Consider the following 21,817-nt stretch of genomic DNA (forward strand, 5'->3'; position numbering starts at 1 on the left):
GCCACAAAAAAGCCCGCATCGCTGCGGGCTTCTTTTTAAACGCCTTAGGCTCAGTTCACCTTAGCGTTCAACTCACCTTTGAGGTAACGCTGGTACATCGCTTCCAAGGAGATCGGCTTGATCTTCGAAGCATTACCGGCCGTACCAAACGCTTCATAACGCGCGATACATACATCACGCATCGCGGTCACGGTGGCGCCGAAGAATTTACGTGGGTCAAATTCGCTCGGGTTGGTAGCCATCAGGCGACGCATCGCACCGGTGGACGCCAGGCGCAGGTCGGTGTCGATGTTGACCTTGCGCACGCCGTACTTGATGCCTTCGACAATTTCTTCAACCGGTACGCCGTAGGTTTCTTTGATGTCGCCGCCGTACTGGTTGATGATCGCCAGCCACTCTTGCGGTACCGAGGAAGAACCGTGCATCACCAAGTGTGTGTTCGGGATGCGTTTGTGGATTTCCTTGATACGGTCGATAGCCAGCACGTCGCCGGTAGGCGGCTTGGTGAACTTGTAGGCGCCGTGGCTGGTGCCGATGGCGATGGCCAGGGCGTCCACCTGGGTCTTCTTGACGAAGTCAGCGGCTTCTTCCGGGTCGGTCAGCATCTGGCTGTGATCCAGCACGCCTTCGGCGCCGATACCGTCTTCTTCGCCGGCCATACCGGTTTCCAACGAACCCAGGCAGCCCAGTTCGCCTTCAACCGAAACGCCGCAGGCGTGAGCCATGGCCACGGTTTGTTGGGTAACGCGTACGTTGTACTCGTAGTCGGTTGGGGTCTTGCCGTCTTCGCCGAGGGAGCCGTCCATCATCACCGAGCTGAAGCCCAGTTGGATGGAGCGCTGGCACACGTCAGGGCTGGTGCCGTGGTCCTGGTGCATGCACACCGGGATGTGCGGGAATTCTTCGATCGCGGCGAGGATCAGGTGACGCAGGAAAGGCGCGCCAGCGTATTTGCGGGCACCGGCCGAAGCCTGGACGATCACTGGGGAGTCGGTCTTGTCAGCGGCTTCCATGATGGCGCGCATCTGCTCAAGGTTGTTGACGTTAAAAGCTGGGACGCCGTAGCCGAACTCGGCTGCGTGGTCCAGCATTTGACGCATGCTGATAAGTGCCATTGTGTTGTCTCTCCCGATCGAGGGTCGTTAATCGTGCAAGCCTGCCGTAGCGGCGGCTGCTATTCAAGTTATTGCAGATCAAGGGGTTAAGGCTTGGCCTGCTGAATCGTTATTGCTGGCATGGCCGTGTGCTAACGCCACTGAAAAAGCCGATCAATGTGGGAGCTGGCTTGCCTGCGATAGGGGCAGATCAGACAACATTTGTTTTGCTGACCCACCGCAATCGCAGGTAAGCCAGCTCCCACATTTAGATCTCATTTATCTTGAGATAGTGTTCTCACTGAGCTTTGCAGCCTCGCCCGATCAAATCATCGGTGGCGACCCAGTAAATCAGGCCTTCTTCACCTTTTGTGTGAAACGCCAACTGGTCGTTGCTGTAAAGCACGCCCGAGGCGGCAACGTCTTCTTTAAGACGGTAAACCTGGTCCGAACCGCCGAGGCGTACATCCACTTCGGAACGAGCCTGGTTGGCAAAGCGCCAGTTGACCTCGGCCTTGCTGTCGCAGGTCCAAGTGGTCCACTTGTCGGCAGGCTCTGCCTTGTTGAACATGTTCATGTTGCTGCAACCGGCCAATAAAGCCAGGGCTGCCAGGGCGAAAACGCCTTTCATTGCCAATCCTCGAACGACGGCCCAAGGGCCGCCACTGCTGTCGGTTAGTTGATCAGACCCGTCAGGGGCAACCCTGTTCCTGACCGTTGGGCGCGGCGCCGTATTGCTCCAGCCGTTCGTTGCCGATGCGCTTGTTGATCACCGGCATGGTTTCGGCTTGCCAGTCAGCTTGGTAGCAGCTCTTTTTCTGCCCCGGCGCAGACTCTGCGCCCGCAGGCTTAGCGCTTGGCGTGCTGCCGCAGCCGGCCAACAGGCCCGCTGCGATCACCAGTGCCAACGACTTGATCATGGGAATGCTCCTTTTCCGGATCACGAGCCTTAGCCTTTGGCTCGGGCTTCCAGCACTTCAACGGCTGGCAGAACTTTGCCTTCGACGAATTCGAGGAACGCGCCGCCACCGGTAGAAATGTAGGAGATTTGGTCAGCAACGCCATATTTATCGATGGCCGCCAGGGTGTCGCCACCACCGGCGATGGAGAAGGCCGAGCTTTCAGCAATGGCGTGCGCCAGTACTTTGGTGCCGTTGCCGAACTGATCGAACTCGAACACGCCAACCGGGCCGTTCCACAAAATGGTCTTGGAGGACTTCAGCAACTCAGCGAAATTGGCTGCGGTTTGCGGGCCGATGTCCAGGATCATGTCGTCGGCCGCCACGTCAGCGATGAGCTTGACGGTGGCTGCGGCGCTTTCAGCAAATTCCTTGGCAACCACCACGTCCACCGGCAGCGGTACGCTGACTTTGGCAGCGATGGCGCGGGCGGTGTCGAGCAGGTCCGGTTCGTACAGTGACTTGCCCACCGGGTGGCCGGCAGCCGCCAGGAAGGTGTTGGCAATGCCGCCGCCGACGATCAGCTGGTTGCAGATCTGGCTCAGGCTGTTGAGCACGTCCAGCTTGGTGGAGACTTTGGAACCGGCAACGATGGCGGCCATTGGCTGGGCCGGAGCGCCCAGGGCTTTGCCCAGTGCATCCAGTTCAGCAGCCAGCAGTGGGCCAGCAGCGGCGACTTTGGCGAACTTGGCCACGCCGTGGGTCGAGCCTTCAGCGCGGTGCGCGGTGCCGAAGGCGTCCATCACGAACACGTCGCACAGGGCCGCGTATTGCTGGGCCAGTTCGTCGCTGTTCTTTTTCTCGCCCTTGTTGAAGCGCACGTTTTCGAACAACACGATGTCGCCAGGCTTAACGTCGACGCCACCCAGGTAGTCAACCACCAGCGGCACATCGCGGCCCAAGGCCTTGCTCAGGTAGTCAGCGACCGGCTTGAGGCTGTTTTCGGCGGAAAACTCACCTTCGGTCGGGCGACCCAGGTGGGAGCAGACCATCACGGCCGCGCCTTTTTCCAGGGCCAGCTTGATGGTCGGCAGCGAGGCCAGGATTCGCGCATCGCTGGTGACAACACCGTCCTTGACTGGGACGTTGAGGTCTTCGCGAATCAGTACGCGCTTACCTTGCAGATCGAGGTCGGTCATCTTCAACACGGTCATGGGTCGCAGTTCCTGAATTGGCTGATTTAAAGGGCTGATTTAGCAGAGGCGATGTGCAGATAATGTTCGGCAACATCCAGCATTCGGTTGGCAAACCCCCATTCGTTGTCGAACCAAGCCAGGATGTTCACCAGCCGTGGGCCGGAAACGCGGGTCTGGCTGGCATCGACAATGGCCGAATGCGGGTCATGGTTGAAATCACAACTGGCGTGCGGCAACTCGGTGTAGGCCAAAAGCCCCTTGAGCGGGCCGCTGGTGGCGGCGTCGCGCAGTATCCGGTTGACCTCAGTGGCATCGGTGTCACTGACAGTTTGCATGGTGATATCCAGGCACGACACGTTCACTGTCGGCACGCGTACGGCTTTGGCCTGAATTCGCCCGGCAAGTTCCGGTAACAATCTTTCGATGCCACGAGCCAGGCCGGTAGACACCGGAATCACCGACTGGAACGCCGAGCGTGTGCGGCGCAGGTCTTCGTGGTGATAGGCGTCGATGACCGGCTGGTCGTTCATCGCCGAGTGAATCGTGGTGATCGACACGTAATCCAGGCCGATCGCCTGATCCAGCAGGCGCAACAGCGGCACGCTGCAATTGGTGGTGCAGGAGGCGTTGGACACCAGCAGCTCGTCGCCGGTCAGGCAATCCTGGTTGATGCCGTAGACGATGGTGGCGTCGACATCCGCCTCGCTGGCCATCGGCTGGGAAAACAACACACGCGGTGCGCCAGCGTCGAGAAAACGCTGGCCATCGGCACGGGTGTGGTAAGCACCGGAGCATTCCAACACCAGGTCGACGCCCAGCGCCGCCCAGTCGATGCCCTCGGGGGTGGCACTGCGCAAGACTTTCACGCAGTCGCCATTGATATGCAGACAATCGCCTTCAACCCGCACTTCGCCGGGGAACCGGCCGTGGGTGGAGTCAAAGCGTGTCAGGTATTCGATGCTGGCCATGTCGGCCAAATCGTTGATCGCCACAATTTCAAACCCGGCCGCCGCCCCTCGCTCGAACAGAGCACGCAAGACGCAACGACCAATCCGGCCGTAGCCGTTGAGTGCAACTTTGTAGGGACGCGGTTGGGGCATGGGGTTCTCGATCAATGTTAGTTCGGAGTTGAATGTTCTGACGCCATCGCGGGCAAGCCCGCCCCCACCACGGAGCCCGCCCCCACCTTAGACCGAGATCAAATGTGGGAGCGGGCTTGCCCGCGATAGCGCCAGTGCAAACAACGCAGACTGACTTAGTCTTCCAGCAGCTCTTCAGCCTGACCCAGGATGTTTTCCAGGGTGAAGCCGAACTCTTCGAACAACGCTGGCGCCGGCGCCGACTCACCGTAGGTGGTCATGCCGATCACGCGGCCTTCCAGGCCCACGTACTTGTACCAGTAGTCGGCGTGAGCCGCTTCGATGGCGATACGCGCACTGACCTGCAACGGCAGAACCGATTGCTTGTAGTCAGCATCCTGGGCTTCGAACAGGCTGGTGCACGGCATGGACACAACGCGCACGTTACGGCCCTGGGCAGTCAGCTTGTCGTACGCCTGAACGGTCAGGCCCACTTCGGAACCGGTGGAGATCAGGATCAGCTCCGGCTCGCCAACGCAGTCCTTGAGCACGTAGCCACCACGGCTGATCGCAGCGATCTGCGCGTCGGTACGCACTTGGTGCTGCAGGTTCTGGCGCGAGAAGATCAGCGCCGAAGGGCCGTCCTTACGCTCGATGGCGTGCTTCCAGGCCACGGCGGATTCGACCGCGTCGGCTGGGCGCCAGCAATCCAGGTTCGGCGTGGTGCGCAGGCTGGTCAGTTGCTCGACCGGCTGGTGCGTCGGGCCGTCTTCGCCCAGGCCGATGGAGTCGTGGGTGTACACATGGATAACACGCTTCTTCATCAGCGCGGCCATACGTACGGCGTTACGTGCGTATTCCATGAACATCAGGAAGGTTGCGCCGTAAGGCACCAGGCCGCCGTGCAGGGACACGCCGTTCATGATGGCGCTCATGCCGAACTCGCGCACGCCGTAGTACATGTAGTTGCCGCTGGCGTCTTCAGCCGAGACACCTTTGCAACCTTTCCACAGGGTCAGGTTGGAACCGGCCAGGTCAGCCGAACCGCCAAGAATTTCCGGCAGCAATGGGCCAAAGGCGTTCAGGGTGTTCTGGCTGGCTTTACGGCTGGCGATGGTCTCGCCCTTGGCCGCGACTTCGGCGATGTAGGCCGAGGCTTTTTCCGAGAAGTCGGCAGGCAGGTCACCGGCCAGGCGGCGCACCAGTTCGTTGGCCAGTTCCGGGAATTCGGCGGAGTAGGCAGCAAAACGCTGGTCCCACTCGGCTTCGGTCGCCAGGCCTTTTTCCTTGGCGCTCCACTCGGCGTAGATGTCAGCCGGGATTTCGAACGGGCCGTGGTTCCACTTCAGTGCTTCGCGGGTCAGGGCGATTTCCGCGTCACCCAGTGGGGCGCCGTGGCAGTCTTCTTTACCTTGCTTGTTCGGCGAGCCGAAGCCGATGGTGGTCTTGCAGCAGATCAGGGTCGGCTGCTCGCTTTTGCGCGCGGTGTCGATGGCGGTCTTGATCTCTTCCGGATCGTGGCCGTCGACGTTGCGGATCACCTGCCAGTTGTAGGCTTCGAAACGCTTCGGGGTGTCGTCGGTGAACCAGCCTTCGACTTCGCCGTCGATGGAGATGCCGTTGTCATCGTAGAAAGCGATCAGCTTGCCCAGGCCAAGGGTGCCGGCCAGGGAAGCGACTTCGTGGGAAATGCCTTCCATCATGCAGCCATCACCCAGGAACACGTAGGTGTGGTGGTCGACGATGTTGTGGCCAGGGCGGTTGAACTGCGCGCCCAATACTTTTTCAGCCAGGGCGAAGCCCACGGCGTTGGCCAGGCCTTGGCCCAGGGGACCGGTCGTGGTCTCGACGCCTGGGGTGTAGCCGAATTCCGGGTGGCCCGGGGTGCGGCTGTGCAGCTGGCGGAAGCTCTTGAGGTCATCAATGGTGACGTCGTAGCCGGTCAGGTGCAGCAGCGAATAGATCAGCATCGAGCCATGGCCGTTGGACAGCACGAAGCGGTCACGGTCAGCGAACGACGGGTTGCTCGGGTTGTGTTTCAGGTAGTCACGCCAAAGTACCTCGGCGATATCCGCCATGCCCATCGGGGCACCGGGATGGCCGCTGTTGGCTTTTTGCACGGCATCCATGCTGAGGGCACGAATGGCGTTGGCACGCTCACGACGGCTGGGCATCGCTGATCTCCTAGGGGGTTGAATAAAAGAAACGGAAAAAAGGACCGGCATTTTCCCTCAGCCACCGCCTGCGGGCAATGATAGATAGTCACTTGTAGGTGTTTTTCCTGCGGTTTGCCCGGCATTCCCTTGCAGAAAAGCGCCCCGGCTTCGTCTAAAGGTTATAGCGGCTGCTCATAACTACCGATTATCGACCAATATCAAAACTTTTTGATATTGGTCTTGCGGGGAGTTCCACCCGTCACTAGACTGCTGGCCTTATGAACCTACCCGTGCCCTCCCTACGTTCCGACGACGGCGATGAGCTGGCTGCCTTGTGCAAGGCCGCTGGTGATCCGTTGCGCCTGAACGTATTGCGCGCACTGGCCAACGACTCTTTCGGTGTATTGGAACTGGCGCAGATCTTCGCCATCGGCCAGTCCGGCATGAGCCACCACCTCAAGGTCTTGGCCCAGGCCGATCTGGTGGCTACTCGCCGTGAAGGCAATGCGATTTTTTACCGCCGCGCCCTGCCCCACACTGAACTGCTCGGCGGCAAGCTGCACACCGCCCTGCTCGAAGAAGTGGACAACTTGAGCCTGCCGACTGAAGTGCAGTCGCGCATCAGCCAAGTCCACGGGCAACGCGCCGCTGCCAGCCAGGACTTTTTCTCACGGGTCGCCGAGAAGTTTCGCGCCCAGCAGGACTTGATCGCAGGGTTGCCGCAGTACCGCGAAAGCGTACTGGCACTGTTGGACAAGCTAGGCTTCAGTGATGAGGCCACGGCGCTGGAAGTCGGCCCTGGTGATGGCGGTTTCCTGCCAGAACTGGCACGCCGCTTTGCGCAGGTCACCGCGCTGGATAACAGCCCGGCGATGCTCGAACTGGCGCGCCAGCTCTGTGAGCGCGAAGCACTGGGCAACGTCAGCCTGCAGCTGGCGGACGCGTTGAATGACACCAGCCTGCGGGCCGATTGCGTGGTGCTGAACATGGTCTTGCACCATTTCGCCGCCCCTGCCGACGCCCTCAAGCAGATGGCAAATTTGCTGCAACCCGGCGGTAGCCTGCTGGTCACAGATTTATGCAGCCACAACCAGAGTTGGGCCAAGGAGGCCTGCGGTGATCTCTGGTTGGGTTTTGAACAGGACGATCTGGCCCGTTGGGCCACCGCTGCGGGACTCGTTCCCGGGGAAAGCCTCTATGTAGGTTTACGTAATGGTTTCCAGATTCAGGTCCGCCATTTTCAGCGGCCGGCTGGCGACACTCACCATCGGTAAATATCAGGAAAACATCGAGATGAGCGAATACTCCCTTTTCACCTCCGAGTCCGTGTCTGAAGGGCATCCGGACAAAATCGCCGACCAGATTTCTGACGCGGTGCTGGACGCCATCATTGCTGAAGACAAGTTCGCCCGTGTGGCGTGCGAGACTCTGGTGAAAACGGGCGTGGCGATCATCGCCGGCGAAGTCACCACCACCGCCTGGGTCGACCTGGAACAGATCGTCCGTGACGTGATCACTGACATTGGCTACAACAGCTCCGACGTCGGCTTCGACGGCGCGACCTGCGGCGTGATGAACATCATCGGCAAGCAGTCGCCCGACATCAACCAAGGTGTGGACCGTGCCAAGCCTGAAGATCAGGGTGCCGGCGACCAGGGCCTGATGTTCGGCTACGCCAGCAACGAAACTGATGTACTGATGCCGGCGCCGATCACCTTCTCGCACCAGTTGGTGCAGCGCCAAGCCGAAGCTCGTAAATCCGGCCTGCTGCCATGGCTGCGCCCGGACGCCAAGTCCCAAGTAACCTGCCGTTACGAAGGCGGCAAAGTCGTGGGTATCGACGCGGTTGTGCTGTCGACCCAGCACAACCCGGATGTTTCCTACGCCGACCTGCGCGAAGGCGTCATGGAGCTGATCGTCAAGCACGTACTGCCTGCCGAACTGCTGAGCAAAGACACCCAGTTCCACATCAACCCGACCGGCCAGTTCATCATCGGCGGCCCAGTGGGCGACTGCGGTTTGACCGGCCGCAAGATCATCGTCGACAGCTACGGCGGCATGGCCCGTCACGGCGGTGGCGCGTTCTCGGGTAAAGACCCGTCCAAGGTTGACCGCTCGGCGGCGTACGCCGGTCGTTACGTGGCCAAGAACATCGTCGCGGCCGGCCTGGCCGAGCGTTGCGAAATCCAGGTTTCCTACGCTATCGGCGTGGCCCAGCCTACGTCGATCTCGCTGAATACCTTCGGCACCGGCAAGATCAGCGATGACAAGATCGTCAAGCTGGTGCGTGAGATCTTCGACCTGCGTCCTTACGCGATCACCACCATGCTCGACCTGCTGCACCCGATGTACCAGGAAACTGCAGCCTACGGCCACTTCGGTCGCACGCCTGCGCAGAAGACTGTCGGCGACGACACCTTCACCACGTTTACCTGGGAAAAAACCGACCGCGCCAACGACCTGCGCACGGCTGCCGGTCTGTAATCGCTCGCGGTACACAAAGCCCTGTCGGGTTACCGGCGGGGCTTTTTTATTGCCGGATGATTAACCAGCGATGCTCATGTTTTTGGATCCAATGCTTGCAGGCCAAATAATGGCCCTCTAGAATCCGCGCCCTCTCGGGCCCTTCACCTTACTTGGATATTGCCCTGCGCCAGCCCGGGACAGATAAACGCGCAGGCAATCGAACATTGAGGTTTTCATGCGCATTTCCACGCTCGCCCCTGCCGCCCTTCTGCTCAGCCTGTTCACCCTGCCGGCGCATGCCGCCGACCTGAGCGCATTGAGTGGCGCCCTGAGCTCCCAATTGGGCGGCAACTCCGGCAACTGCCAGCAGCAAGCCAAAGACCTGCAAACCAAGATCGATGCCGCCGAAGCCGCGAACGACACCCTGAAAGTGAAGGCGTTTAAAGCAGCGCAGGACCAGGTCAACAAAGGTTGCAACAAACTTGCTGAAACCCAAGCCAAAGTCGACGCCAAGCAGCAAACACAGGAAGCTAAGGCCGATAAGAACGACACCGTGAAAGCACTGGGCGGTCTGTTCAAGTAATCTGAAACACCCGGTAAAAAGCCCCGCACTGGCGGGGCTTTTTTATGGCGGTGTGGATCACTTAGGCTGGGCACCCTTCTCGAGCAAGGATGCTCATCGTGCGTTTACTGATTACGCTTTTACTCAGCGCCCTACCTTTTTTGGCGTGGGCCGAAGAATGCCCCGAAGAAGCCCGCTCACAGGTCGACACTCTGGCGGAACAGATCAAGCTGTGGGATGACAGCTATCACCGACTTGGCCAATCCCCGGTCAGCGACGAGCTCTACGATCAGGCCCGCCTGCGCCTGGCTCACTGGCGCCAATGTTTCACCCAAACGCCAAAGGCGGCTGACAACCCTCTGGCGAGTTCACGGGGTACGCAACCGCACCCGGTCGCTCATACCGGTCTGGAAAAGCTGTTGAATGAGCAGGCAGTCGATGACTGGCTCAGGACACGCCGAGACGTGTGGGTTCAACCCAAGGTCGACGGCGTTGCAGTGACATTGGTCTATCGCCAGGGCCGGTTGAGCCGACTTATCAGCCGAGGTAATGGCCTGCTCGGCCAGGACTGGTCAACTGCCGCACGGCAGATCCCGGGCATCCTCCAGCAACTGCCTGAGCCCATCAACCTGGTGCTGCAAGGCGAACTCTACTGGCGCCTCGACGATCATGTGCAGTCAACCGATGGCGGGCTGAATGCACGCAGCAAAGTGGCCGGTTTGATGAACCGCCGGCAGCTGAGCGATACCGAGGCTGCGAGGATCGGCTTATTCGTCTGGGCCTGGCCTGACGGCCCAACCGACTTCACCGAGCGCCTGGACACCTTGGCGCGCTGGGGCTTTACCGACAGCCGTCGCTACAGCCAGCCTATCGAAAACATCACCGATGCCGCGCACTGGCGCACGTACTGGTACAACCACCCACTGCCATTCGCCAGCGATGGCGTGGTGTTGCACCAAGCGTTGCGCGCACCCGCCAAACGCTGGCAAGCCAGCACGCCTTACTGGGCGGTCGCCTGGAAGTACCCGGCCGCCAAAGCGCTGGCGCTGGTGCGCAAGGTACAGTTCAAGATCGGCCGCACCGGGCGCATTACACCTATCCTGGAACTGGAGCCGGTGCAACTGGACGATCGGCAAATCAGCCGCGTCAGCGTCGGCTCGCTGAAACGCTGGCAAACGCTGGATATCCGGCCCGGCGATCAGGTGTCCATCAGCCTTGCCGGCCAAGTGATCCCACAGTTGGAGCAGGTGATCCTGCGCAATGAAACCAGGGTGCAGGTGCAAGCGCCCGATGCACGGGACTTTCACGCGTTGAGCTGCTGGCAACTGGACCCCGGCTGTGAGGAACAATTGCTGGCGCGCCTGGCCTGGTTAAGCGGCAGCCAGGGCTTGTCCTTGCCGCATATCGGCCGCGAGACCTGGAACGCCTTGATCCAGGCGGGTCTAATCGTAGGCATTCTCGATTGGTTGACCCTGGATGCGGCAGAGCTTGCTAACATTGAGGGCTTCGGTGATCGCAGCCGTGCGCGATTGCTCAACAGCCTTCAAAGCGCGCGGCAACGGCCCTTTGCACAATGGCTTAAAGCCCTGGGCGTACCGCCTTCGGCACGTAACGACCTGGCTGGCGGCTGGCAGACCCTGGCCGCCAAAGACACCCAGGCCTGGCTGGCTACCGACGGCATCGGCCCGGGCCGCGCAGCGCAACTGAGCGCTTTTTTTCGCGACCCGCAGGTACAGGCTTTGGCTGAAACATTACGCGTGGCGGGGGTTGAAGGGTTTTAAACCCGGCCTTGCCACCTCTAACCCTCGGCAGAATTCACCCTGCCATTTAATTGCGTTTCTGGAGCCTCACATGAAATTCCTTGCCCCGCTTGCCTTGCTCACCGTCGCAAGCTTCATGACTACGCCACTGCTGGCCGCTGAAGATGCACAACCCCTGGCCGGCTGCGCCGCCAAGCGCCAAGCCATCAGCACCCAGATCGAGCAAGCCAAGGCCCATGGCAACAGCGAACAACAGGCAGGCCTGGAAAAAGCCCTGAGTGAAGTCACCGCCCATTGCACCGACGCGTCCTTGCGTAAAGAGCGTGAAAACAAAGTGCTCGACGCCAAGCACGAAGTCAGCCGCCGTCAGGCCGACCTCGACAAAGCCATGAAAAAGGGCGATGCGGACAAGATCAACAAGCGCAAAGACAAGCTCGCCCAGTCGCGCAAAGAACTGCAGGACGCCGTCGAAGAACTCGACCAGTAAGCCCGGTCAGTGGTCCCGAAACTGTTTATGGCAAGCCGTGCAGGCATCTTCGACTTTCTGCACCGCAGGCCCCAGATTGCTGGCCTTGTAAGGCTGCACCTGGCTTGCGATCACCAATTCACCGGTGGCCGTTTCAAGGTTTCGGGCCAGTTCCTGGAAACGTGCCTGTTGCTGCCACACGTTGTCCTTGGCGCTGGTGTGATCTTCTTCGCGCACGCTCGGGAAATGTTTCCACGGTTCGTGGGACAACGCATCGAGCTTGACCGCGCCTTCGGCGAACTTCGCGCCGTCGAACGGCAGACGCCCACGCAACATGCCGCCCAGGTCTTCGCCGGTCTTGAGCATCTGTTTGAAAATCGCCTTGCGCTGACCCAAGGGCGAGTTCGGATCAACACCGCCACAGGCGGACAAGGCCAGGCAGGCCAGCAATACCAGGGTCAGTTTTTTAAAGGTCATCATGGCTTCAAGGTCACGGAAAACGGCGGCCAGTATCCTCGCCCCGCCCGTAAAGGCCAATAGCCCTATTATTAATAAGGGTTGCCCAGAAGCGCTACGGCGCGGGCAATCGCTTCAGGAATTGCGTGTATGAATGTCACCTTGAAACCTTGGAGCCGCCGCCTGGCCTGGGCTCTGCCGATGATTGCACTGCTGGCCGGTTGCGATGGCGGCAAAGACGCCGGCAAAGATGAAACCGTTAAACCTCATGCCGTCGCCACCTATGTAAATGCACCGTGGGACGCGCTGCCGGCTGTTTCCGACAGCGACCTGTTGGCCGGGTTTGAATCCTGGCGCAGCGCTTGCCAACGCCTCAAGGCTGATCCGATCTGGGGCGCGACATGTGCGGCGGCGACCGTGCCGGGTAATGCCCCGGCGGTGCGCAGCTTCCTCAAAGAGCGCCTGGATGTGTTCGGCCTGCGTTCGGCCGATAACACGCCCAACGGCTTGATCACCGGCTACTACGAACCGGTGTACCCCGGCAGCCTGACCGAAACCGCCACTGCCCATGTGCCGGTGTATGGCGTGCCGGATGACTTGATCATCGTCAACCTAGAAAGCATCTACCCGGAACTCAAGGGCAAGCGCCTGCGCGGTCGCCTCGAAGGCCGTGTGCTCAAACCTTATGACGACGCCAACACCATCAACGGCCAAGGCTCCAGCGCCAAGCCGATTGCCTGGCTGACCAACCCGATGGACCTGCAATTCCTGCAGATCCAAGGCTCGGGCCGTATTCAACTGGCGAGCGGGCGCCAACTGCGCGTGGGTTATGGCGACCAGAACGGCCACCCTTACCGCCCGATCGGCCGCTGGCTGGTGGAGCAAGGCGAACTGAAGAAAGAAGACGTGACCATGGGTGCGATCAGTGCGTGGGCCAAGGCACATCCGCAGCGCATCCCCGAACTGCTGGCGAGCAACCCCAGCTACGTATTCTTCAGTGCCCGCCCGGACAGCAATGAAGGCCCACGCGGCTCGCTGAATGTGCCGTTGACGGCCGGCTACAGCGTGGCGGTGGACCGCAAAGTGATCCCGCTCGGCAGCCTGCTATGGTTGTCGACCACCAAACCTGACGGCTCGCCGATTGCCCGACCTGTGGCCGCCCAAGACACCGGCGGGGCAATCATCGGCGAAGTGCGCGCGGACTTGTTCTGGGGCACCGGCGATGCGGCGGGGGAATTGGCCGGGAATATGAAGCAGCAGGGGCAGATCTGGATGTTGTGGCCGAAGGGCGCGGCGTTGCCGCAGGTGCCGGATGCGCCTGCCGGAACCTGAAGATCAAGTGTGGGAGCGGGCTTGCTGTGGCGAGCCCGCTCGCCACAAACAAGCCCGCTCGCTCGCCACAAACAAGCCCGCTCGCTGCGTTAAGCCTTAGATCGAGACAAAAAAGAAACTCGCAATCAACGCCATGCCCACCGCCCACACCAGCGAGCGCAGCATCGCCCAGTCCGCCAGGTAGCAAATGACGTACAGCAAGCGGCTGGTGATAAACAACACCGCCAGCACATTGATGGTCACCAGCGAGGCCGTGCCGGCCAGGTGCGCAATGATCACCGCCGCCGAAAACGCAGGTGTCACTTCAAAGCTGTTGAGTTGCGCATTGTGGGCGCGTTTGGCGAACCCCTCGAGCGTGGCCAGGAAGCCGCGGGGGTCGTGGTTCTGGCGTGGGCCGAACTTGCCGCCGCTGAACTTGGCCACACCCGTGCACAGGTAAGGCAGGAAAATTGCGATCAACACACACCAGAAAGCCACCGTCATTACTGATTCCTTTTGTAGTTTTAGCCAGCGGTTAGAGTTTTAGCACTAAAAATGCCACGCCGCACTTAACCGCTATGAACCACGCCACCGCAAAAGGTTCTACCGGCCTTCTGCCCCATGGCTTGCAACCTCCCGCCACTGCTGCGGTCCATCCACCCATTAACTAACGCTCACTCCACCTTCCAAGGACCCCGGATGCTTGAACTTGTCGCCGCCTTCATTTGCCTCACCACCCTGCTCACGTATGTGAACTTCCGTTTTATCGGCCTGCCGCCCACCATCGGTGTGATGGTCACGGCCCTGCTGTTCTCGCTGCTCCTGCAAGGCCTGAGTTTTATCGGCTACCCAGGCCTGGAAGAACGTATCCAGCAGTTAATCGGCCAGATCGACTTCGGCGACCTGCTGATGAATTGGATGCTGTCGTTCCTGCTGTTCGCCGGCGCCTTGCACGTCAACTTGAACGACCTGCGCAGTTACCGCTGGCCCATCGGCCTGCTGGCGACCTTCGGCGTGTTGATTGCCACCGTGGTAATCGGCAGCTTGGCGTACTACATCTTTGCCCTGTTTGGCTGGCACGTGAGCTTCCTCTACTGCCTGCTGTTCGGCGCGCTGATTTCGCCCACCGACCCGATTGCGGTGTTGGGTGTGCTGCGAACCGCCAACGCGTCGAAACCGCTGAAAACCACCATTGTCGGCGAGTCACTGTTCAACGACGGTACGGCCGTGGTGGTGTTTACCGTGCTGCTGGGCATCGCGCAGTTAGGCGAAACACCGACCGTGGGCGCCACCGCCATGCTGTTCGCCCATGAGGCGATTGGCGGTGTGGTGTTCGGCGGGCTGATCGGCTACTTGGTGTACTTGATGATCAAGAGCATCGAGCAACACCAGATCGAAGTCATGCTGACCCTGGCGCTGGTGATCGGCGGCTCGGCAATGGCCACCGAACTGCACGTCTCGGCGCCGATTGCGATGGTGGTCGCTGGGCTGATCATCGGCAACCTGGGCCGCACGCTGGCGATGAACGACATGACCCGACGCTATCTGGACGGCTTCTGGGAATTGCTTGATGACATGCTCAACGCCCTGCTGTTCGCGCTGATCGGCATGGAGCTGTTGCTGTTGCCGTTCAACTGGCTGCACGTCTTGGCCGCCAGTTTGCTGGCCGTGGCGATTTTGCTCTCACGCCTACTGACCGTGGCCCCGGCGATCCTGCTGCTGCGCCGCTGGCGCACAGTGCCGCGCGGCACCATCCGCATCCTCACCTGGGGCGGCTTGCGCGGCGGGGTTTCGGTGGCACTGGCGCTGGCCTTGCCACTGGGCCCGGAGCGCGACCTGTTGCTGAGCATCACCTACATCGTGGTGCTGTCGTCGATCCTGTTGCAGGGGTTGAGCATCGGCAAGCTGGTCAAGCGCGTGACCCGGGACGAGCCCCAGGCCACGCCTGAGCCTCACTGACCCTTGTTGATCTGCTGCGGATGCCTCGGGTCCGCAGCCGCTTTGCCCGGCAAGCTGCTTTCGCTGCGAATCTGCGCATAGGCATCATGGACTTGAACAGGAAACGGGTGAGTTCCGTGCCCCAGCCTTCCACCGTGGTGCCGTTAGTGAAGTCCGCCGCGCCGCTCTGCTCGATCTTGAAATGCAGCGTGCTGTCTACCTTGCCCAACTGGCTTGTGGGCGTACGCGCCAGTTCGCCGCTCTGGGTCAACAACGCGGTTTTGCCCAATTCCGGAAGCGGCAAGTAGCCGGCGGCGATGGGGGTGGCGGTGGAGTCCAGATAAAGATCGAGGGCCGGGATGTAAGTGATCGCATGGTTAAGCAAACCCAAGGTCGGCACCTTTGGCAGTACGTAGGCGTCGCCCAGGTTGATCAGTGCGGGTGAGCTTTCAATGGCCACGGCCTTGAGCAGTGCTTCAAGCAAGGCCACATGGTCCTTGCAGTCGCCATAACGGTTATCCAGCACGGCCTGCGCCGAGTGCGGCACCACGCCGCCATTGCCGATGTAAACCGCGACGTAGCGAATGTTCTTGCGCACCCAGTCACTCAATACCAACGCTTTGCTGCGTGGTGTGTCCAGGTTGGCGGTGAGTTTCTTGGCCAGTTGGGTAATGGCCGGTGTTACCTCGACCTGCGCCCTGGCAGCGTACGCCTGGGCAAATTGTTTGTAGTCGGTGAACGTCGACACCGCCAGACGCTGGCCGTAATCCGTGTAGGCAACAGAGCCGACTTCAACGCGATTTTTCTCGGTGGGCTCCAGGTCCCAACGGTAGATTTTGCGCCCGTTGGCGGTGGTCGGTTCGGTGGCTTTGAAGCCCCTCACGTCAGCGAACAAGGGCATGTCAGCCGGCATGTCGTAGGTCAAGTGGCTCTGCTGGTTCTCGTAGAACGTCGATCCTGTTGCAGGGGTTGAGCATCGGCAAGCTGGTCAAGCGCGTGACCCGGGACGAGCCCCAGGCCACGCCTGAGCCTCACTGACCCTTGTTGATCTGCTGCGGATGCCTCGGGTCCGCAGCCGCTTTGCCCGGCAAGCTGCTTTCGCTGCGAATCTGCGCATGGCTGATCAGGGCAAAGATAAAACTGCCGCCGATGATATTGCCCGCCAGGGTCGGCCCGGCAAATATCAGCCAGAAGTCCTTCCACGGTAGTTCGCCGGCAAATACCAGGTACGAGACTTCCGCCGAACCCACCACGATATGGGTGAAATCCCCAAGCGCCATCAGGTAGGTGATCAGGACGATGATGAACATCTTCGCGCTTTCCATGGACGGGATCATCCACACCATGGTGGCGATCATCCAGCCGGAAATTATGCCCTTGGCGAACATCTGGCCGGGGTCGTTTTCCATGACCTTACGGCCGATTTCGAGGAAGGCCATGTCGGTCTTGGTGTCGAAGATCGGCAAGTGCAGCATCACGTAGGCCACCAGCAAGGTGCCGCACAGGTTGCCGACTAGCACCACCGTCCACAACCGCAGCAATCGCCCGGCATTGCTCAGGGTGGGCTTGCTCATTACCGGCAGCACGGCCGTCAGGGTGTTTTCGGTAAACAACTGCTGACGGGCGAGGATCACCGCCAGAAAACCTGCGCAGTAACCGAAGCTGGCAATCACCTTGAACCCTTCACCGTCCGGCAGCCGTGAATTTAGCAGGCCCATCCCCATCAACGACAAGCCCATGGTCAGGCCGGCGGCCAACGCCGACCACCATAAAGCGGCGACGCTGCGCTCCAGTTCCTGATCGCCCTGAGTACGGATGATTTCGTGCAGCACTGCCGCGCGAGGCGGCTGGTTCTTGTCGACGTCGTGTTGCTCTTCCTGCGACAAGTTGGGGGTCTTGCCGTCTTCTTGCGTGGCCATGGGTCGTACCTGAACGGGGGTGTTGTTCAGGTACGACCTGTCGCCCATCAAGAGCGTTCACTGGTCAGCCACACGATTAGTCTTTGATGCCGTCTTCTTGAAACTGGTCTTTCACGTACTTGATCTCGGTACGGCCGTGGGGCGCCGGCAAGCCGTCTTCACCCAGGTTGACGAAGACCATTTTTTCCACGGTCAAAATGCTCTTGCGGGTGATCTTGTTGCGCACTTCGCAGGTCAGGGTGATCGAGGTGCGGCCGAACTCGGTGGCGGTGATGCCCAGCTCGATGATATCGCCCTGGCGCGAGGCGCTGACGAAGTTGATTTCGGAGATGTACTTGGTCACCACCCGCTGGTTGCCCAATTGGACAATCGCATAAATGGCCGCTTCTTCATCGATCCAGCGCAGCAAGCTGCCGCCGAACAGGGTGCCGTTGGGGTTGAGGTCTTCAGGTTTTACCCATTTGCGGGTGTGGAAGTTCATGGGGGCTCCGGGGTTGAGGTGCTTGGGAGATAGAGTAATGGCCCCAGCTTCAAGTTTTAAGCGACAAGCTGCAAGTAAAAGCCGAATCGTTTTAACTTGCCGCTTGTAGCTTGTCGCTTGCCACTAGCCGGATAAAGAAAGCTATAATCGTCTCCGATTTCGAACGGCTATTCCGTTCTCCCGCCACCTGTCCGAGGGGCGCTGCAGCAGGTTCAACCTGTCAGGCTCGGATGGGGCGTTGTCCAGCCTGGTTACTGGCTGGATACTAAACGCACAACGGCGCCCATTCGCACACTACGAATGGAGGCTCTTCATGAGCGCTGTAATTACGCCTGCAGATTTCAACGACTACAAAGTCGCCGACATGTCCCTCGCTGCCTGGGGCCGTCGCGAAACCTTTATCGCCGAATCCGAAATGCCTGCCTTGATGGGCCTGCGCCGCAAGTACGCCGCAGAGCTTCCGCTCAAAGGCGCGAAGATCCTCGGCTGCATCCACATGACCATCCAGACTGCCGTGCTGATCGAAACCCTGGTTGCCCTGGGCGCCGAAGTGCGTTGGTCGTCCTGCAACATTTTCTCGACTCAAGACCAGGCCGCTGCCGCTATCGCTGCTGCCGGTATCGCGGTTTATGCCTGGAAAGGCGAGACCGAAGAAGAGTACGAGTGGTGCCTGGAGCAAACCATCTTGAAAGATGGCAAGCCATGGGACGCCAACATGATCCTCGACGACGGCGGCGACCTGACCGAGCTGCTGCACAAGAAGTACCCGCAGATTCTCGACCGCGTCCACGGCGTGACCGAAGAAACCACCACCGGCGTGCACCGCCTGCTGGACATGCTGGCCAAGGGCGAGCTGAAAATCCCGGCCATCAACGTCAACGACTCGGTGACCAAGAGCAAGAACGACAACAAGTACGGCTGCCGTCACAGCCTGAACGATGCGATCAAGCGCGGTACCGACCACCTGCTGTCGGGCAAACAAGCCCTGGTGATCGGCTACGGTGACGTGGGCAAGGGTTCGTCCCAGTCCCTGCGTCAGGAAGGCATGATCGTTAAGGTCTCCGAAGTTGACCCGATCTGCGCCATGCAAGCCTGCATGGACGGTTTCGAAGTGGTTTCGCCGTTCATCGACGGCATCAACGACGGCACTGCAGCCAGCATCGACAAGGCCCTGCTGGGCAAGATCGACCTGATCGTGACCACCACCGGTAACGTCAATGTTTGCGACGCGAACATGCTCAAGGCCCTGAAAAAGCGCGCCGTGGTGTGCAACATCGGTCACTTCGACAACGAAATCGACACCGCTTTCATGCGCAAAAACTGGGCATGGGAAGAAGTGAAGCCACAGGTACACAAGGTTCACCGTACCGGTGCGGGTGATTTCGACCCACAGAACGACGACTACCTGATCCTGCTGGCTGAAGGCCGCCTGGTTAACCTGGGCAACGCCACCGGCCACCCAAGCCGCATCATGGACGGCTCGTTCGCCAACCAGGTACTGGCGCAAATCTTCCTGTTCGACCAGAAGTACGCCGACCTGTCGCCAGCCCAGAAAGCCGAGCGCCTGACCGTGGAAGTGCTGCCGAAGAAACTCGACGAAGAAGTGGCCCTGGAAATGGTCCGCGGCTTCGGCGGCGTGGTGACTCAACTGACCAAGACCCAGGCCGACTACATCGGCGTGACCGTCGAAGGTCCGTTCAAGCCGCACGCTTACCGCTACTGATCGGCCTAGTGCCAGCTTCCATAGGGGAGCTGGCTTTTGTGGGCGCTGGCTTGCCTGCGATAGCATCGCCTTGAGACCCGGTATGACTGAAACACCGAGGTGACTGCATCGCGGGCAAGCCCGCTCCCACACCGGTATTCTGAGTTTCCATAGGTACGACCATGTCCCAAGACCGTCGCTACAGCTTCGAGTTCTTCCCGACCAAGACCGATGCTGGGCATGAAAAACTGATGGCGACTGCCAAGCAGTTGGCCAGCTACAACCCCGACTTCTTCTCCTGCACCTACGGCGCCGGCGGCTCTACCCGTGATCGCACGATCAACACCGTGTTGCAGCTGGAAAGCGAAGTCAAAGTTCCCGCCGCTCCGCACTTGTCGTGCGTAGGCGACAGCAAGGCCGACCTGCGCAGCCTGCTGACCCAGTACAAACAAGCCGGCATCAAGCGCATCGTCGCCCTGCGTGGTGACTTGCCGTCCGGCATGGGCATGGCCAGCGGCGAGCTGCGCTACGCCAATGACCTGGTGAGTTTCATCCGTGAAGAGAGCGGCGATCACTTCCATATCGAAGTGGCGGCTTACCCGGAGATGCACCCCCAGGCACGCAATTTCGAAGACGATCTGCAGAACTTCGTGCGCAAGGCCAACGCCGGCGCCAACAGCGCGATCACCCAGTACTTCTTCAACGCCGACAGCTACTTCTACTTCGTCGAGCGTGTACGGGCCATGGGTGTGAACATCCCGATCGTGCCGGGCATCATGCCGATCACCAACTACAGCAAGCTGGCGCGCTTCTCCGACGCTTGCGGTGCTGAAATCCCACGCTGGGTGCGCAAGCAACTGGAAGCCTATGGCGATGACGTCAAGAGCATCCAGGCATTCGGCGAGCAGGTTATCAGCCAGATGTGCGAACAACTGCTGCAAGGTGGCGCACCAGGGTTGCACTTCTACACCCTGAACCAGGCTGAGCCTAGCCTGGCCATCTGGAACAACCTCAAGCTGCCGCGCTAAGGCTTGCTCCGTTACTCAAGGGCCCTCGTCAATACGAGGGCCTTTTGGTTTTAAATACGCCACATCGACTCGCTCGCAAATGCTCGTGCCAGAGCTTCTCTTTAGCGCTCTAGCATCGTAACCTCAGGGTATGCCAGTGGCCATCTGGAACAACCTCAAGCTGCCGCGCTAAGGCTTGCTCCGTTACTCAAGGGCCCTCGTCAATACGAGGGCCTTTTGGTTTTAAATACGCCACATCGACTCGCTCGCAAATGCTCGTGCCAGAGCTTCTCTTTAGCGCTCTAGCATCGTAACCTCAGGGTATGCCCGTCATTCTTAAGCTGTTGACCGCTGTGCTTTTTACTTGCCTGAGCTTCACCGCTTACGGCGAGAAATTGCGCATTGTCACCGAGCCCTGGGCACCTTATGTGTACGACGATAACGGCAGCATGCGCGGCCTGGATTATGAAACCACGGTGATCGTGTTCCAGCGCCTGGGCGTGGACGTGGAGTGGCAATTCCTGCCCTGGAAACGCTGCCTGGCCATGCTCGAGCAAGGCCACGCCGATGGCGCGCTGGACATTTTCCACAGCCATGAGCGCGACGCCCTGCTGCTTTACCCCAGCGAGCCGCTGTCGGACGTCGAGTTCGTACTGTTCTACGCCAACGACCGCCCTCACCCGGCCGAAACCCTCGACGACCTGCGCGGGCTGACTGTCGGCAATTCGCCGGGCTACCTGTATGGCGACGCCTTCAGCGACTCCACCCTGTTCAACCGCGAGCCGGCGCCCAGCCATGAAGCCAACTTCGGCAAACTGTCGCTGGGGCGTGTCGATCTGGTGATCACGGACCGCCGGGTCGGCCAGCATGTGATCAAGGCCATGGGCCTGGAAGGCAAGGTCAGCCAGGCGCCCCTCGTGGTCAGCCGCCAGCCGCAATTTCTCGCCGTGCGCCGTGGCGCGGGCATGGACCTGCTGGTGCAACGCTTCGCCGCCGAGCTCAAGCGCTTTAAACAAGAGCCCACCTACGCCGCCTTGAGCGCCAAATATGGCGGAATTCAAGCGATTACGGCCTCAGAACACACCGTTGAGCAGCAGGAAAGCGGCGCGCCGTGATTGCTCTGTTATACTCCGACCTTTCCGCCAGGCTCACGCCCGGCCGCTGAGGTCTTGAAAAAGGCACCTAACCTAGCTACTGCGCAGCTTTCAGCCCGCGCGAGCCAGTGGAGTGCCCGCCAGACGCAGCAGGACCGGACGGGGTTGCGCTCCCCTAAGCGCCATTCACGCCCGGCAAGATTATCCCTTTGGGCCAAGCCCTAACTAAAA

General features: G+C 60.3%; 20 protein-coding genes, 1 pseudogene and 1 riboswitch. Of the genes and pseudogenes, 10 read left to right on the plus strand and 11 right to left on the minus strand.

Annotated features, from left to right (window positions below; all coding sequences use genetic code 11):
* Positions 1–50: 50 nt before the first annotated feature.
* The 6 genes from fba to tkt all read right to left on the minus strand — a co-directional run bounded on the left by fba (position 51) and on the right by tkt (position 6,442).
* Complete coding sequence (fba, locus tag GJU48_RS22700; RefSeq protein ID WP_003177554.1) at positions 51–1,115, minus strand: class II fructose-bisphosphate aldolase; 1,065 nt, start codon at positions 1,113–1,115, stop codon at positions 51–53.
* 277 nt (positions 1,116–1,392) lie between these two features.
* Positions 1,393–1,725 carry an MliC family protein gene (locus tag GJU48_RS22705; protein ID WP_094949108.1) on the minus strand — a complete coding sequence of 111 codons (333 nt, stop codon included), beginning with the start codon at positions 1,723–1,725 and terminating at the stop codon, positions 1,393–1,395.
* A gap of 61 nt (positions 1,726–1,786) precedes the next feature.
* Positions 1,787–2,014: a hypothetical protein gene (locus GJU48_RS22710; protein ID WP_094949109.1), complete on the minus strand. Its 228-nt coding sequence runs from the start codon at positions 2,012–2,014 to the stop codon at positions 1,787–1,789.
* A 29-nt stretch (positions 2,015–2,043) separates the two neighbouring features.
* The gene (locus GJU48_RS22715; RefSeq protein WP_094949110.1) at positions 2,044–3,207 is read right to left on the minus strand and encodes a phosphoglycerate kinase; all 1,164 of its coding nucleotides are present in this window, start codon (positions 3,205–3,207) and stop codon (positions 2,044–2,046) included.
* A gap of 26 nt (positions 3,208–3,233) precedes the next feature.
* A complete protein-coding gene (gene epd / locus GJU48_RS22720) occupies positions 3,234–4,289 on the minus strand; it encodes an erythrose-4-phosphate dehydrogenase (RefSeq protein ID WP_094949111.1) in 1,056 nt (351 codons plus the stop codon).
* 155 nt (positions 4,290–4,444) lie between these two features.
* On the minus strand, positions 4,445–6,442 hold the full coding sequence (tkt, locus tag GJU48_RS22725) for a transketolase (RefSeq protein WP_094949112.1): 1,998 nt from the start codon (positions 6,440–6,442) through the stop codon (positions 4,445–4,447).
* Between the two features lie 260 nt (positions 6,443–6,702).
* Here tkt and GJU48_RS22730 point away from each other — a divergent pair, with 260 nt between their 5' ends.
* From GJU48_RS22730 to GJU48_RS22750, 5 genes are all read left to right on the plus strand, one after another.
* The gene (locus tag GJU48_RS22730) at positions 6,703–7,698 is read left to right on the plus strand and encodes an ArsR/SmtB family transcription factor (RefSeq protein WP_094949113.1); all 996 of its coding nucleotides are present in this window, start codon (positions 6,703–6,705) and stop codon (positions 7,696–7,698) included.
* Positions 7,699–7,717: 19 nt separating this feature from the next.
* Positions 7,718–8,908: a methionine adenosyltransferase gene (metK, locus tag GJU48_RS22735; RefSeq protein ID WP_083356355.1), complete on the plus strand. Its 1,191-nt coding sequence runs from the start codon at positions 7,718–7,720 to the stop codon at positions 8,906–8,908.
* Positions 8,909–9,125: 217 nt separating this feature from the next.
* The gene (locus tag GJU48_RS22740) at positions 9,126–9,473 is read left to right on the plus strand and encodes a DUF1090 family protein (protein WP_094949114.1); all 348 of its coding nucleotides are present in this window, start codon (positions 9,126–9,128) and stop codon (positions 9,471–9,473) included.
* Between the two features lie 89 nt (positions 9,474–9,562).
* Entirely contained in the window at positions 9,563–11,233 is a 1,671-nt protein-coding gene (gene ligB / locus GJU48_RS22745) for an NAD-dependent DNA ligase LigB (RefSeq protein WP_242153196.1), read from the plus strand.
* Positions 11,234–11,303: 70 nt separating this feature from the next.
* Positions 11,304–11,699, plus strand: a complete 396-nt coding sequence (locus tag GJU48_RS22750) for a DUF1090 domain-containing protein (RefSeq protein WP_094949115.1) — start codon at positions 11,304–11,306, stop codon at positions 11,697–11,699.
* 6 nt (positions 11,700–11,705) lie between these two features.
* Here GJU48_RS22750 and GJU48_RS22755 read toward each other — a convergent pair whose 3' ends face one another.
* Positions 11,706–12,155, minus strand: coding sequence for a c-type cytochrome (locus GJU48_RS22755; protein WP_094949116.1), 450 nt, complete (start codon positions 12,153–12,155; stop codon positions 11,706–11,708).
* A 129-nt stretch (positions 12,156–12,284) separates the two neighbouring features.
* Here GJU48_RS22755 and mltA point away from each other — a divergent pair, with 129 nt between their 5' ends.
* On the plus strand, positions 12,285–13,466 hold the full coding sequence (gene mltA / locus GJU48_RS22760) for a murein transglycosylase A (RefSeq protein WP_094949117.1): 1,182 nt from the start codon (positions 12,285–12,287) through the stop codon (positions 13,464–13,466).
* A gap of 96 nt (positions 13,467–13,562) precedes the next feature.
* On the opposite strand, the gene GJU48_RS22765 is transcribed toward mltA, so the two are convergent.
* Positions 13,563–13,949, minus strand: a complete 387-nt coding sequence (locus tag GJU48_RS22765) for an MAPEG family protein (RefSeq protein WP_094949118.1) — start codon at positions 13,947–13,949, stop codon at positions 13,563–13,565.
* Positions 13,950–14,144: 195 nt separating this feature from the next.
* On the opposite strand from GJU48_RS22765, the gene GJU48_RS22770 reads away from it, so the two are divergent.
* Positions 14,145–15,404, plus strand: a complete 1,260-nt coding sequence (locus GJU48_RS22770; protein ID WP_094949119.1) for a cation:proton antiporter — start codon at positions 14,145–14,147, stop codon at positions 15,402–15,404.
* A gap of 70 nt (positions 15,405–15,474) precedes the next feature.
* On the opposite strand, the pseudogene GJU48_RS22775 reads toward GJU48_RS22770, so the two are convergent.
* The 3 genes and pseudogenes from GJU48_RS22775 to GJU48_RS22785 all read right to left on the minus strand — a co-directional run.
* Positions 15,475–16,332: pseudogene (locus GJU48_RS22775) on the minus strand (transglutaminase-like domain-containing protein); the annotation flags it as partial.
* An 82-nt stretch (positions 16,333–16,414) separates the two neighbouring features.
* Entirely contained in the window at positions 16,415–17,302 is an 888-nt protein-coding gene (locus GJU48_RS22780; protein WP_094949120.1) for a formate/nitrite transporter family protein, read from the minus strand.
* Between the two features lie 76 nt (positions 17,303–17,378).
* Entirely contained in the window at positions 17,379–17,783 is a 405-nt protein-coding gene (locus tag GJU48_RS22785; RefSeq protein ID WP_064454506.1) for an acyl-CoA thioesterase, read from the minus strand.
* Positions 17,784–17,970: 187 nt separating this feature from the next.
* Positions 17,971–18,075, plus strand: a riboswitch (S-adenosyl-L-homocysteine riboswitch).
* Between the two features lie 21 nt (positions 18,076–18,096).
* Between GJU48_RS22785 and ahcY the strand changes: the two genes are divergently transcribed.
* The 3 genes from ahcY (at position 18,097) to GJU48_RS22800 (ending at position 21,607) form a co-directional block, all read left to right on the plus strand.
* A complete protein-coding gene (gene ahcY, locus GJU48_RS22790) occupies positions 18,097–19,506 on the plus strand; it encodes an adenosylhomocysteinase (RefSeq protein WP_094949121.1) in 1,410 nt (469 codons plus the stop codon).
* Positions 19,507–19,667: 161 nt separating this feature from the next.
* On the plus strand, positions 19,668–20,513 hold the full coding sequence (gene metF, locus GJU48_RS22795) for a methylenetetrahydrofolate reductase [NAD(P)H] (protein WP_094949122.1): 846 nt from the start codon (positions 19,668–19,670) through the stop codon (positions 20,511–20,513).
* A 302-nt stretch (positions 20,514–20,815) separates the two neighbouring features.
* Positions 20,816–21,607, plus strand: coding sequence for a substrate-binding periplasmic protein (locus tag GJU48_RS22800; RefSeq protein WP_094949123.1), 792 nt, complete (start codon positions 20,816–20,818; stop codon positions 21,605–21,607).
* The last annotated feature ends 210 nt before the right edge of the window (positions 21,608–21,817 follow it).

Source organism: Pseudomonas sp. IB20 (genome assembly GCF_009707325.1).
GTDB lineage: Bacteria > Pseudomonadota > Gammaproteobacteria > Pseudomonadales > Pseudomonadaceae > Aquipseudomonas.